The sequence below is a fragment of the Pedobacter glucosidilyticus DSM 23534 genome (genome assembly GCF_000425145.1).
GTDB classification, from domain to species: Bacteria; Bacteroidota; Bacteroidia; order Sphingobacteriales; family Sphingobacteriaceae; genus Pseudopedobacter; species Pseudopedobacter glucosidilyticus.
Genome location: NZ_KE384312.1, coordinates 45807 through 59753 on the forward strand (window position 1 = coordinate 45807; position 13947 = coordinate 59753).

Sequence of the window (13947 nt, forward strand, 5' to 3'; positions counted from 1 at the left end):
TAAGGCTGAAAATAGCAAATAATATAGCTTTTATAAGTTTCTAATAAATTTTATTGTTAAAATAAGTTTATGCTGATAAGTTATAATCTAAAAGATACTAAGTGTTGTTACTTCTAATTTAAGGATTAAAAAATCTCAAAAAGAATAAAAATTAAAAGCATTTACTAAAAAATACACATTTCATAGTGTAAATAAGCAATATTTTTTACAAATTGGCATCGCCGTAGCAACCAATTTAAAATTTTAGAATTAAGTAACAAAAACAACAGAAATTTCCAAATGAAAGAAGGCGCAGTAATACCAGAGGATTTTTTACTTTACAGCAAGCAGGCAAAGGTTTTATATCATGATTATGCTAAGGATTTACCTATCATAGATTATCACAATCATCTTCCTCCACAAGAGATTGCAGAAAATAAGAAATTTAGTACTTTAACTGAAATTTGGTTAAAAGGAGATCATTACAAATGGAGGGCTATGAGGGCTCTTGGTGTAGATGAAAATTATATCACCGGCAGTGCTTCTGATGAGGAAAAGTTTATGGCTTGGGCTAAAGTGGTTCCTGCAACAGTAAGAAATCCACTTTTTCATTGGACACACATGGAACTTAAAAATCCTTTTGACGTTCAAAATTTCTTAAACGAGCAATCGGCATCAAAAATTTACAGTCATGCTAATGAGCTTTTAGCACAAGATAATTTTTCTACACAAGGCTTATTAACCCAGTTTAATGTGGTGATGGTAGGTACTACAGATGATCCTTGTGATGACTTAAAATACCATAAGCAATTACAAGAAAGCGGCTTTGCAGTAAAGGTAAAACCATCTTTTCGTCCGGATAAATCTTTGTTAATTGGCGATGTAAATGCTTACAGAGCTTATATCAAAAAATTATCAGCAGCATCGGGCATACAAATTACAGATGTTGAGTCTTTAATTGCAGCTTTAAGAAATAGGGTTGATTATTTTGAAGCTCATGGTGCAAGTATATCAGACCATGGTTTACAAGCTATCCCATCAAAGTTAACTTTAACAGATGCCCAAAAACAAGAATACAAAAAGCTTTTAGCTGGTGATGTGGATACTTTCTCTGATCCAGATGCTTTTGCTGGATATGTTTTAACAGAGTTAGGTAAAATTTATCATGAAAAAGGTTGGGTACAGCAATTCCATTTAGGTGCTATACGTAATAACAACCACGGGATGATGAGAAAATTAGGTCCGGATACTGGTTACGATTCTATTGCCGATTTTAAACAAGCAGAAAGTCTTTCTAATTTCTTAGGCAATCTTTCTTTAGAAGACCAATTAACCAAAACCATTCTTTATAACCTTAACCCTGCTGATAATGATGTTTTTGCTACCATGATAGGCAATTTTGCCGATGGGAAAACAAAAGGTAAAATGCAATTTGGCTCGGGCTGGTGGTTCTTAGACCAAAAAGATGGGATGGAGAAACAATTAAATTCCTTATCAAATATGGGAGTTCTGAGTACTTTTGTTGGGATGTTAACAGATTCTAGAAGTTTCCTTTCTTACTCCAGACATGAATATTTCAGAAGAATATTATGTAATCTTTTAGGTTCTGAGATGGAGAATGGCCAAATCCCTGATGATGAAAAATGGATTGGACAAATTGTTAAAGATATTTGCTACTATAACGCTAAACAATACTTTAATTTATAATGAGTAAAATATTAACCTTTGGTGAGCTATTACTAAGAATTTCTCCGGACGCAAACGGAGCATGGTTAAAAAATAATGAAATCCCAATTTTTGTTGGCGGAGCCGAGCTAAATGTAGCTACCGGCTTAGCCATTTGGGGTGCTGATGTTTCTTTCTTTACTGCTTTACCAGATCATGACCTAACCAAAGAAATTTTAGGTTATATAGAAAATTTAAATATTGATGCTTCAAGAATCGCTTTACAAGGGGAGCGTATAGGGATTTATTACCTTACCCAAGGTAAAGATTTAAAAAGTGCCGGGGTTATCTATGATAGGGCATATTCATCATTTTATGCTTTAAAGCCAGGTGATGTAAATTGGGATAAAGTATTGGAAGGCGTAAGCCATTTTCAGTTTAGTGCTATTTGTCCTGCTGTTTCGCAAAATGCTGCAAACGTTTGCCTAGAAGCTGTGAAAGCTTGTAAAGCAAAAGGTATACATGTTTCTTTAGACTTGAATTACAGAGCAAAGCTTTGGAAATATGGTAAAAGCCCGGTAGAAATTATGCCAGAAATTGCTTCATATTGTGATTTAATTATGGGTAATTTATGGGCTGCTCATCAAATGTTGGGTACTGCATTAGATGATACCTTGATAGTACAAGATGCTAAGGAAGCTTATCTTAAACATGCCGAAAAAACATCTTTAGAGATAATGAGTAAATTTCCTAACTGTAAAGCAGTAGCCAATACCTTTAGGTTTGAAAACGGCGAGGGCATTAATTATTATACCACATTTTATCAAGAAGGTACACTACATGTATCTCAGCAATATCAGGTTGATAAAATTATCAATAAAGTAGGAAGTGGAGATGCCTTTATGGGTGGTTTACTTTTTGGTATATCATCTGGTTACAGCACACAAGATACCTTAGAATTTGCTACGGCTGCTGCTTTTAAAAAGCTATTTATCCCAACAGATTCAACATCAACAACTAAAGAAGAAATATTACAAACCATAAAAGACTATGCCGCATAAACAAACTGTCTTAGACACCATTATTGGCCAGGGGATGCTACCTCTGTTTTATCATGAAGATAAAGAGCTAAGCTTAGCTATCATTAAAACCTTATACGAAGCGGGTGTAAAAACGCTAGAATATACTAACCGTGGTCCGGCTGCTTTAGAAAATTTTAGATATTTAAAATCACAATTAAAAGATCTTCCTGATTTTTACTTAGGGATAGGAACCATTAAAAACACCAAAGAGGCACAAGATTTTATTGATGCTGGTGCCGATTATATTGTATGCCCTACGGTAAATATTGCGGTGGGCCAATTGGTAAATAGCCTTGATATGCTTTGGATACCTGGCTGTATGACACCTACAGAAATTAGTACTGCACAAGGTGTGGGTGCATTATTGATTAAACTTTTCCCTGCAAATGTTTTAGGGACAGGTTTTGTAAGTGCGATAAGAGAACTTTTTGTTGGGCAACATTTTATGCCAACAGGAGGTGTTGAAATTGAAGAAAAAAATATTCGAGAGTGGTTTAAAGCAGGTGTTTCTGCAGTTGGAATGGGGAGCAAACTCATCAGTAAAGATGTGATGCAAAACAGAGCTTTAGACGAGTTAGCAAAAAACACAGCAGAAGCTTTTAGGCTGATAAAACTTTGTAAATAAATCCAAATTATATAAACCAAAAATAAATATGACGAACGAAAAAATAGGAAAATTTAGGTGGACGGTATGTGCCATGTTATTTTTCGCTACAACAATCAATTATCTGGATAGACAGGTACTTTCACTTACGTGGAAGGATTTTATTTCTCCTGAGTTCCACTGGACAAATAATGATTACGGTAATATTACGGCACTTTTTTCTATTTTTTATGCTGTATCCATGCTATTTGCAGGAAGATTTGTGGATTGGATGGATACTAAAAAGGGATTTTTGTGGGCTATAGGTGTTTGGTCTGTAGGTGCCTGTCTTCACGCTTATTGTGGTATAGCTACATCTGGTATTATTACCGGGAATTGGTTTGTAGGATTTCAAGGGGCTAAAGAATCATTAGAAGTGGTTAACGATACTGCTTTAATCATTTCTGTAAGTGTAACCTTATTTATTTTCGCTCGTCTTGTTCTTGCTGTTGGTGAAGCTGGAAATTTTCCTGCTGCTATAAAAGCAACGGCAGAGTTTTTTCCCAAAAAAGATAGGGCGTTTGCTACTAGTATTTTCAATGCTGGCGCAACGGTAGGTGCTTTGGCAGCTCCGGTTACTATACCTTTCATAGCTGCTGCTTGGGGTTGGGAGATGTCATTTATCATTATAGGTGCGCTAGGTTTTGTTTGGATGGGTTTCTGGATATTTTATTATAAAAAACCAGAGGTGCATCCAAAAGTTAATGCTGCTGAATTGGCTTATATCCAGCAAGATATTATTGCAGACAGGAAATTGGTAGATTATGTTGAAGAAACTAGCACTAAGGCTTCTTTTGCCGATTGTTTCAAGTATAAACAAACTTGGGCATTTGCTTTTGGTAAGTTTATGACGGATGGAGTATGGTGGTTTTTCTTGTTCTGGGCACCTGCTTATTTAAGTTCTGTTTATGGAATGGATTCTACAGAAAGTGCATTACCATTATTTGTATTGTATATTATAACCTTACTTTCAATCATTGGAGGTTGGTTACCTACCTATTTTGTTGATAAAAAAGGTATGAATCCTTATGAGGGACGTATGAGAGCCATGTTAATATTTGCTTTTTTCCCGTTACTGGCATTACTTGCGCAACCTTTAGGTGGTATTTCTTATTGGATACCAGTTATTATTATTGGTATTTCCGGAGCGGCACACCAAGCTTGGTCTGCAAATATTTTCACTACTGTAGGAGATATGTTTCCTAAAAAGGCTATTGCTACTGTAACAGGCATAGGAGGTATGGCTGGGGGTTTAGGCTCGTTTCTTATTAACAAGGGTTCTGGTTTATTATTTGATTTTACGCAAAAGAACTGGAGCACTGTTAATGGAGTAAATGTTACAGAACAATATCCTCAATTGAAAGATGCTGAGCAGGCAAAAGCTTTCTTTACAGAAAAAGGAGTTGCTAATACGGAAGAGTTTCTGAAACAGTTATCTGCTTCTGGTGAGACTGTTGTAAATGGAATTAATTCTGGATATATGATTATATTTTCTATCTGCGCCTTTTGTTATTTGATTGGCTGGGTGGTTATGAAATCACTAGTTCCAAAATATAGCCCTATTAAAGGATTATAACTTATATATTGTTTTTTAAGCAGTTACGTAAAGAGGTTGTTTCAGAAATCATATTTGTCACATTGAGTAGATCTTTGTTGTCATCCTGAGGTCTAATATATTTCATATAAATCAATATGAAATGACGTTTTTTACAAAATACAATAATCCTGATAATCAGTTTATTATAAAAAACGTCAATGGTAGCGAAGTCGAAGGATAAAAAAGGCTTCGACTCCGCTCAGCCTGACATAAAGTGGTGATTTGAGACAGCCTCTTTTTTTTATGGAATCTTTATAATATTTACCAGTATTTAAGCCTATGGTTGTATCGGTCTGAATTTTTGGGTTATCATATTATTAGGCTGATGATGATTTTTTTTGTTATGAGGAGGAGATTTCAAGATTATATTTCAGGGGGGCTTAGTGTATTTTTTTACTGAAAATGCCAAATTTTATACCCCCTCCAGATGCTGGAAACGCACTTTTTAAGATTAGCTTTCTGGTGGGTAGCTGTAAGGTAGCCGTAAGGTTGCTGTAAGCTAACTGTAAGCAAGGGGGCTTAGTGTATTTTTTTAAAAAAAATAGTTGTCCGTTCTGAGGGGTATTTATGGTGTTAAAAAATAGATAATTTCTGAAAGGTTTTTTGGGTTAGACTAGGATTTTATCAGATACACCAGGGTTGTTTTTTCGGTTTAAATATTTTTATTGGGTAAGTATTAACATCAAGCATATATTCTTTAAAATATTGTTCATATAGATTAGTGGGTTTGATTGTCAACAATACTTTGATAAGATGTGGTAAGTTTCACGAGCTTATTTGGGGTAATGGCATAAGTTGTTTGAATGATCATTTACTATTATACTCCATTAGGATGAAGCGTGGTATCTAGCATAATAGATTCAAACTCTTCTATTGGGTATTTACTTTCAATAATACTGATAAGCATTTCTGCAGCTTTTTCGCCCATCTCAAAGGCCGGTTGCCTGATATAGGAAAGGGAAGGATTCAACAACTCTACTAATTCTGAATTACTAAAACCTGCAACAAGAATATCATGATGATGAGTAGCATATTTTTTCATGGTACTTAAACAGCCAGTACTTAATCTGTCGCTGGCAACAAAAATGGCGTCTGGAGGATTGTCATGTGATAGAAATTCTCTCACAGCAATTTCTACTTCTATTTGATCACGGCCACCGTGTTTACAATATTTAATAAGTTCTTTATCTATAGGGATATGATGTTGTCTTAAAGCTTCTTCATAGCCTTTTTGTCTTTCGGCTGTAATAGAAAGCTGCGAAGCATTTGCCAAATGAGCAATACGTTTACATCCTTTACTAATTAAAAATTCTGTAGCTTCAAAAGCACCTTTAAAATTATTGCTAGATACTTTATGGGTATTCATAGAATTTAAAATTCTATCGAAAAAAACTATAGGTAAACCTTGGTCATGTAATTTTTCAAGATGGCTATAATCTTTAGTTTCTGCACTTAAAGATACCAGTAAACCGTCAACAGATCTGTTTGCTAAATGTTCTACGTTAATAACTTCGCGTTCATAACTATCATGAGTTTGGGAGATGATAACATGGTAACCTTTACTATAAGCTACAGATTCTATACCGTCAATAGCTTGAGAAAAAAACTGATTAGCAACCTCGCATACAATCACACCAATAGAATAGCTTCTTCTTTCTTTTAGACTTAATGCAATAGGATTTCTTTTGAAATTAACTTTCTCGGCATATTCTAAAACTATCTTTTTAGTTTCTTCACTAATTTCATATCCACCTCTTAAGGCTCTGGATACAGTTGAAGTAGATAGATTTAAAGCTTTGGCAATATCTTTTATCGTAGTAGGTTTAAACATTAGGCTGGGTGGTTTTAAAAGCTTCAAGATAAATTTAGAAAAAATATATTTAAAAGCGTTTTTTAAGTTAAAAAATGTTGATTTAACACTTACGGCATCGATGCCGGCATCGATTGCGCATTTTTTTTAAACCAGTTACTTCTTTTTTCTTTAAAAACTGATTACCATTGTTTAAGCCAATTAAATAAATAGACCATTTCAATAAAAGACTTCTTGCAACAAATGCTAACCTAGTGAGTGCTTTGTGAAGTGTATTTATTTATTAGCAACCATTAATTATAAATGAATATGATTAGAAAAGCTCTACTATTACTAACGATATCGTTAGTTGTTTTAAATTCGATTTTTGCACAAACCAAACAGTTGAAAGGGATTGTAAAAGACGAGACAGGAGAACCTTTAGTGGGTGTTTCTGTGGGTGTGAAGAATACCTCAACGGGTGCACAAACAAATATTGATGGTAATTTTACTATAAATGTTGCTGAAGGTGCCATTTTAACTTTCAGATATATGGGGTATAAGCCTCAAGAAATTACCGTAAAGGGACAAACAACCCTAAATGTTATACTTCAATCTAATACCTTAGAACTTCAGGAAGTTGTTGCAATAGGCTATGGTACCACTACTAGAGAGTCTTTAACAGGTTCAGTATCTTCCGTTACAGCCAAACAATTACAAGATATGCCGGTGAGTACAGCTGCCGAGGCATTAGCTGGTAGGTTGGCAGGGGTACAGGTGACTACTACAGAGGGGGCTCCAGGTGCTGATATTTTAATAAGAGTTAGGGGAGGAGGATCTATTTCAGGAGATAATACACCTCTTTTTGTTGTAGATGGTATTGTGGTAGAAAATGCGCTGTCTATATTATCTCCACAAGAAATTCAATCCATAGATGTTCTAAAAGATGCTGCATCTACTTCTATCTATGGTGCAAGAGGAGCAAATGGTGTTGTCATTATTACAACAAAAGGAGGAAAAGAAATGCCTACACAAATTACCTATAATGGTTTTGGAGGTGTTAGAAATATCACAAACAAAATTGAAGTGATGAATCCTTATGATTTTGTACAGTATCAATATCAGATTTATAATTATAATACTAATGAACAAACCAGAAATTCTTTCACAGATAGATATGGAAGATATGAAGATTTAGATATTTATAAATCTATGCCATTTGTTAATTGGCAAGATGAAGTATTTGGTAGAGATGCATATAGTCAAACACATGTATTGGGGGTTTCTGGAGGTACAAAAGCAACAACTTATAATTTCACATTAAATAGGGCTGATGAAGATGGAATTATGCTTAATTCTGGCTACAAAAGAACTTTAGCATCATTCCGTTTCGATCATAAAGTAAATAAAAAATTAAAAGTTGGGTTAAACTTTAGATATAGTGACCAAGATGTTACTGGTGTAGGTACTTCAAATACCGGAACACAAAGTAATAATCGTTTAAGAAACGCAGTTAGATTTAGACCTTTTATAGGCCCTGGTTTAGAATCAGAAGTTGATGAATTTGATCCAGAGTATACTAATTTAACAAACTTAGCTAGTCCAGTATTATTGGCTAATAATGAAATTAGAGAAGATGGCAGAATAAATACTAATTTGAATGGATATTTTAATTTAGAATTGGTTAAAAACCTAACTTTTAGAAGTGTTTTGGGGTATGTTACCAATGATAGAGTTCAAAACTTCTTTTATGCACCTCCAAGTGGTGTAACCAGGACAAATAATGCAAATAACCAACCAGTTGTTGATATTCGTAAATCAAATGACTACAGTGTTACAAATTCTAATACTTTAAATTATTCTAAAAAGTTTGGTAAGCATCAAACTGAATTCTTGTTAGGACAAGAAACTTATATTTGGAAAGGTTTTACGGATAACAAAACTATTCGTTGGTTGCCACTAGGAATTACCCCTGAACAAGCTTTTGCAAGTATACAAAGAGCTGTCCCTCCGGCAGACCAATTTCAATCTCCACCATCAACAGGCGTTTCTGAAAATAGAATACTATCTTTTTTTGGTAGGGTAAATTATAATTATCAGGGAAAATATTTAGCTACAGCATCTTTAAGATATGATGGTTCATCAAAATTTAATAGGGATAATGGATTTGCGGCTTTTCCGGCGGTTACGTTAGGATGGAGGATTTCTGAAGAGAAGTTTATGTCTAATATTAAAGGCGATTGGCTAAACAATATGAAAGTAAGATTTAGTTTAGGCTCGGCTGGAAATAATAGAATTGGAGATGACTTATTTAAAACTGTGTATGGTTCAAGTGCTAGCGATGGCTACGCTTTTGGTACATCAATTACACCTAGCTCTTATCCGCTTTCTTTAGCAAATTCTAATCTAAGATGGGAGAAAACAACTTCGCGTAACTTGGGTCTAGATTTAGATTTATTTGGCTCTAGATTGACTGCTAATGTTGATTTTTATCTGAATACTGTTAATGATTTGCTTTTTGATGTTGATATTCCAAAAGAGGCCGGAAACCCTACACAGGTACAAAATGTTGGTGCTACCCAAAATAAAGGTTTTGAAATCCAATTAGCTGGAGCCGTTATAACTAACAAAAAGTTTACTTGGAACGCTAATTTTAATATTGGTGTTAATAGAAATAAAGTAGTAAGCTTAGGCTTAGATGCTTCTGGTAATCCATTAGTATCAAGATTAATAGGTTCTGGCTGGGCTTCAGCTAGTAATCAGTATCAAGATTTCTTATTACAAGTTGGACAACCTATTGGGCAGTTTTATGGATACGTAACTGACGGTTATTATAAAATAGAGGATTTTGATATTACCCAAAATACAAATGGTAGCTTTTCTTATGTTTTAAAAGACGGAATTCCAAATTCTTTTAATTTAATAGGTAATAGAGCCCCTCAGCCAGGAGATTTAAAACTAAAGAAGCTTTCTCCTGTAGATCCTAACTCGGCAAATCCTTATAGGGTTGATGCTAATGATAGAACAGTTTTAGGTAATGCGCAACCAAAATTTACAGGAGGGTTGAATCAACAATTCGCTTATAAGAATTTTGATATGAGTGTTTTTCTTAATTGGTCCGTAGGAGGAAAAGTTTATAATGCTAATAACCTAGAATTCACAAGCCAATATTTATACCGAGATAATAATATGTTGGCAGTTGTGAATAATAGATGGAAATGGTATAATGAAAGTGGTGTTTTGGTAACAGAGCCTACAGCTTTGGCTGCTTTAAATGAGAATACAACGTTTTGGACACCTTCTTCTGGTGCCTATTTTCTTCATTCTTACGCTATTGAAGATGCCTCATTCTTAAGAATAAGCAATTTAACATTAGGCTATACTATGCCACAAGATTTAATTAGAAAGTCAAAGTTTATCTCTAATCTTAGAGTGTATGCAACAGTAAATAATTTATGGACTATCACTGGATATTCTGGGTTTGATCCAGAAGCTAATACAAGAAGAGCTAGTCCATTAACGCCAAGTGTAGATTATGCAGCATACCCAAGAAGTAGATATGTATTGGCAGGTATAAATATGACATTTTAATCAGTAAAAAATAATTACTAGATATAACGTGTGTTTACAAACCTTGTATAAAACGAAAAGTATTATGAATCAATTAATAAAATATAATGTTGTGGCAATGGGTGTAGTAGTATTGTCACTTCTATCTTCTTGTAAAGATTATCTGAAAATTGATAATCCTTCTACTATATCAGAAACAGTGGCTTTTGGATCTTTAAATGAAGCAAACTCAACAGTTGTAGGTGTTTACGCTAAACTGCCAGGGGATAATGGCTATGGAAGTCGTTTATCCTTATCTTTTTCTCAAGGAGCTGACGATTTTAAAGTAGATGGCGCTTACAATCCTTTACAAACCAGAGGTCTTAGTCATTATGGTGCCAGCCCTAATTTACCTGATTTAAAAGCACCTTATGAGCAGTTATATTCAGGAATTGAAAGAGCTAATATGTGTATTAAATATATCCCATTATCTCCTATTTATAATTCTGGGACAGAAACAGAAAAGGTAGGAATGAGGAAATTGTTAGGAGAAGCATTAACATTGAGAGCACAATTTTACCTAGAGTTGCTAAGAAATTGGGGAGATTTACCCGCTCGTTTTGTGCCAGCATCTGATATTACAGACCAGTATATAGGCAAAGAAGACAGAGATGTTATATATGATCGCTTATTGGAAGATTTGAGAGAAGCTGCAACTCTTGTGCCATGGAGGTCACAAACAAGTGATAACACACCAACAAGAATTACAAAGGGTGTAGTTAAAGGATTAAGAGCAAGAATAGCATTAACAAGAGGTGGTTATTCTTTAAGAAGAAATCCACAAGTTATGGCTAGAAAAGATGACTATTTAACTTACTACACCATAGCTAGAGACGAGTGTAAAGAGATTATTGAAAGTGGAGAACATGGCTTAAATCCAAATTTTGAAAACTTATTTAAGTCTTTACATACTTCCAAATCTGTTGAAGTTGGAAGAGAAATGATGTTTACAGTTGGAGCAGCAGGAACTACAGGAGCTACCAATACAAAAATGGCTTACAGTAATGGGATAAGACAAAATGCTAGTTCTTCCTATGGCCAAGCAAACGGTTTAAATGCCGCTATTGCAACTTATTTCTATGAGTTTGACAGAGAAGATTTAAGAAGGGATGTAACATTGGCTTATTACTCAATTTCAGCAACTAATACCAAAGAATTAACAACTTCTTTAGTTATGAGAGAGGGTAAATTTAGAAAATATTGGACAGCCATAAGAGATGCTTCTCAAAACTTAGGTGTTAACTGGGCTATCTTACGTTATGCAGATATTTTATTAATGTATGCTGAAGCCGAAAACGAATTGAGTGGTCCTGAAAATGCTAAAAGTGCGTTAAGACAGGTGAGAGAAAGAGCTTTTCCACAGAGTCAATGGCCAACACAGGTTACCAATTATATTAATACAGTTTCTGCAAATAAAGAAACCTTCTTTAATGCCATTATGCAAGAGCGTTTATTAGAGTTTGGAGGTGAGGGAATCAGAAAATATGATCTAATAAGATGGAATAAATTAGCTTCAAACATAGAAGAGACCAGACAAAAAATGAGAGACTTTAGAGATGGAGTGGGTGTTTATGCTAATTATCCAAGATATGTATATTATATACCATCGCCATTTATTAATGCTGCTACCATACCTGGGGAATTAGCTAATCTTAATTTATTTGGAGGTAATATTAATACCGTCATGTATACCCCAGGATTAGGCACAAGTACAGCACCTGCAGGTTATACCACCGTTAGATGGAGAGATGCTGTGAATGATACAGGTAATAGTGAAAGATTTATAACAGGCGTAGATGGTATTGCACATGCTTTCGTACCCAACTCAAGAGAACTGCTTCCTATTCATAGTGATATCATTGGAGCTAATTTTAGGTTAACTCAAGACTATGGCTATTAATTAATTTTAAAACATTAAAGATGAAAAATAGAGTATTTATAAAACTTAGTTACCTACTTATAGTATTGCTAGTAGCATCAGTTTTGCATTCATGTAAAAAAGATGTATTGTTAGATGACTATTCAGGTTTACGTATGTTTACCCCAACCACTGTGGCAAGAATAATAAGTGGAGAGTCTAATGTTAAAATAGAATGGAAGCCTAGTATTTTTGTTGAAGAAGAAATCATAAATTATAAAATAGAGGTTGCTAGGGATTCATCCTTTTCAGATATAGAATACACTACACAAGTAGATACGGCAGGTGTAACCATCAACTTCCCCGATTTGTTAATTAGGCAACGTTATGTGGCTAGAATAAAATCACTCGGAATTAATGGTAGAGAAGACTCTAAATGGCTAATTACTCAGCCCTTTAGTATAGTAGGGGCGCAAATTTTTACTTCGGCAACTACTACAGGCGATGCAGCCGAATTAAGATGGACTTTTAGGAATGGATTAACTAAATTGACCATTACTCCTGAGGTTGGAGCGGCGTATGATATTAATTTAACAGTTAATGATAAAGACCCACAAAACGCTAATTTGGGCTTTAAATTACTGAGCGGACTACCATCTTTAGCCGGTTTTAGGGCAGAAATTTTTGCTGGAAGCTTAAGCTTAGGTACAATTGAATTTAGAACAAAAGCACCAGTTGGTACAGGAGCTATAATTGACCTAACTGGAATAACCAATAGACCTTCAGTTCTTTCTGATACACTTAGGAGTGCAATACCAGCAGGTAGTACTATTATTCTAAAGAAAGGACAGCAATATACCATAGCAACAACCATTTCTTTGGATAGAACGGTTACCATTGTAAGTGAAGATAACTTCAATCCAGGAAGGGCAGAGATATTCTTTACCAGTAACTTTAATTTTGCCCCAGGTGCAACTATAGATTCAATTAAATTTAAGAATATTACTTTAAGAAGTGATAATCCAACATCAAGGTATGTATTTAATACTACCCAAGCTGCAACTATAGATAAGATGATATTTGATGAGTGTTTAATTACCTCCTTTAGAGGGATATTTAGACAACAATCAGCTGCTTCCGTTGTAAAATTATTTAGTATTAATAATTCTATTGTTACCGATATTGGTAATTACGGATTAATATCTGTAGATAATATAGCTTGTACAACTCAAAATATATCTGTTACCAATAGTACAATATATAAGGCAGATAGGATAATTGTGAGTAGAAGTAATTCAAATTCAGTTGTTATTTCTAATTGTACTTTTAACGAGGCCCCTGTAGCTGCAAGTTATATAGTTGATTACTCTACTTCGCCAACCAATGTTGTGGCTAATGGTATAAAACTAAATAACAATATTTTCGGGATAGGAAGACTAGCCGGTACTAGTACAGAAATACGTGGAATTAGAACTTCTACCACTACTGCTATATTAGATGCTTCCACATCTTTCTTTACATCAGATTTAACTTTTAATGTTGCAAACCCTAATCCAGGATTTACTGGATATAGCAAACCATCTACAGATTTATTTACTAATCCAACAGCAGGAGATTTTAAAATAAAAGATGCCACTTTCGTGGGTAGAAATACATCAGGAGATCCTAGATGGAGGATAAATTAATTTCAAAAAGCTGTTTCACTTTCTAAATAGGAAAGATGAA

Annotated in this window: 8 protein-coding genes; 7 read left to right on the top strand and 1 reads right to left on the bottom strand. The window is 34.4% G+C overall.

Features of this window, described 5'->3' with window-relative positions; all coding sequences use genetic code 11:
* Positions 1–279 precede the first annotated feature (279 nt).
* From uxaC to H510_RS0114850, 4 genes are read left to right on the top strand one after another with little or no spacing between them, the layout of a single operon-like run.
* Positions 280–1686, top strand: coding sequence for a glucuronate isomerase (gene uxaC, locus H510_RS0114835; RefSeq protein WP_026905030.1), 1407 nt, complete (start codon positions 280–282; stop codon positions 1684–1686).
* Entirely contained in the window at positions 1686–2705 is a 1020-nt protein-coding gene (locus H510_RS0114840; RefSeq protein ID WP_026905031.1) for a sugar kinase, read from the top strand. Before uxaC ends, H510_RS0114840 begins: the two co-directional genes overlap by 1 nt.
* The gene (locus H510_RS0114845; protein WP_026905032.1) at positions 2695–3351 is read left to right on the top strand and encodes a bifunctional 4-hydroxy-2-oxoglutarate aldolase/2-dehydro-3-deoxy-phosphogluconate aldolase; all 657 of its coding nucleotides are present in this window, start codon (positions 2695–2697) and stop codon (positions 3349–3351) included. The genes H510_RS0114840 and H510_RS0114845 overlap by 11 nt, the downstream gene beginning before the upstream one ends.
* 28 nt (positions 3352–3379) lie before the next feature.
* Positions 3380–4945: an MFS transporter gene (locus H510_RS0114850; RefSeq protein WP_036693081.1), complete on the top strand. Its 1566-nt coding sequence runs from the start codon at positions 3380–3382 to the stop codon at positions 4943–4945.
* 838 nt (positions 4946–5783) lie between these two features.
* Here the strand turns inward: H510_RS0114850 and H510_RS0114855 are convergent.
* The gene (locus H510_RS0114855) at positions 5784–6797 is read right to left on the bottom strand and encodes a LacI family DNA-binding transcriptional regulator (RefSeq protein WP_026905034.1); all 1014 of its coding nucleotides are present in this window, start codon (positions 6795–6797) and stop codon (positions 5784–5786) included.
* Positions 6798–7085: 288 nt separating this feature from the next.
* Between H510_RS0114855 and H510_RS0114860 the strand changes: the two genes are divergently transcribed.
* From H510_RS0114860 to H510_RS0114870, 3 genes are all read left to right on the top strand, one after another.
* Positions 7086–10346 carry a SusC/RagA family TonB-linked outer membrane protein gene (locus H510_RS0114860; RefSeq protein WP_051291323.1) on the top strand — a complete coding sequence of 1087 codons (3261 nt, stop codon included), beginning with the start codon at positions 7086–7088 and terminating at the stop codon, positions 10344–10346.
* 64 nt (positions 10347–10410) lie between these two features.
* A complete protein-coding gene (locus H510_RS0114865) occupies positions 10411–12264 on the top strand; it encodes a RagB/SusD family nutrient uptake outer membrane protein (RefSeq protein WP_026905036.1) in 1854 nt (617 codons plus the stop codon).
* 20 nt (positions 12265–12284) lie between these two features.
* A complete protein-coding gene (locus H510_RS0114870) occupies positions 12285–13907 on the top strand; it encodes a DUF5123 domain-containing protein (protein ID WP_026905037.1) in 1623 nt (540 codons plus the stop codon).
* Positions 13908–13947 lie beyond the last annotated feature (40 nt).

What these genes read in the sequence shown, in the direction of transcription:
- H510_RS0114870 (WP_026905037.1), top strand. Translation starts at nt 12,285, where the DNA reads ATGAAAAATAGAGTATTTATAAAACTTAGTTACCTACTTATAGTATTG.
- H510_RS0114850 (WP_036693081.1), top strand. Translation starts at nt 3,380, where the DNA reads ATGACGAACGAAAAAATAGGAAAATTTAGGTGGACGGTATGTGCCATG.
- uxaC (WP_026905030.1), top strand. Translation starts at nt 280, where the DNA reads ATGAAAGAAGGCGCAGTAATACCAGAGGATTTTTTACTTTACAGCAAG.
- H510_RS0114845 (WP_026905032.1), top strand. Translation starts at nt 2,695, where the DNA reads ATGCCGCATAAACAAACTGTCTTAGACACCATTATTGGCCAGGGGATG.
- H510_RS0114855 (WP_026905034.1), bottom strand. Translation starts at nt 6,797, where the DNA reads ATGTTTAAACCTACTACGATAAAAGATATTGCCAAAGCTTTAAATCTA.
- H510_RS0114865 (WP_026905036.1), top strand. Translation starts at nt 10,411, where the DNA reads ATGAATCAATTAATAAAATATAATGTTGTGGCAATGGGTGTAGTAGTA.
- H510_RS0114840 (WP_026905031.1), top strand. Translation starts at nt 1,686, where the DNA reads ATGAGTAAAATATTAACCTTTGGTGAGCTATTACTAAGAATTTCTCCG.
- H510_RS0114860 (WP_051291323.1), top strand. Translation starts at nt 7,086, where the DNA reads ATGATTAGAAAAGCTCTACTATTACTAACGATATCGTTAGTTGTTTTA.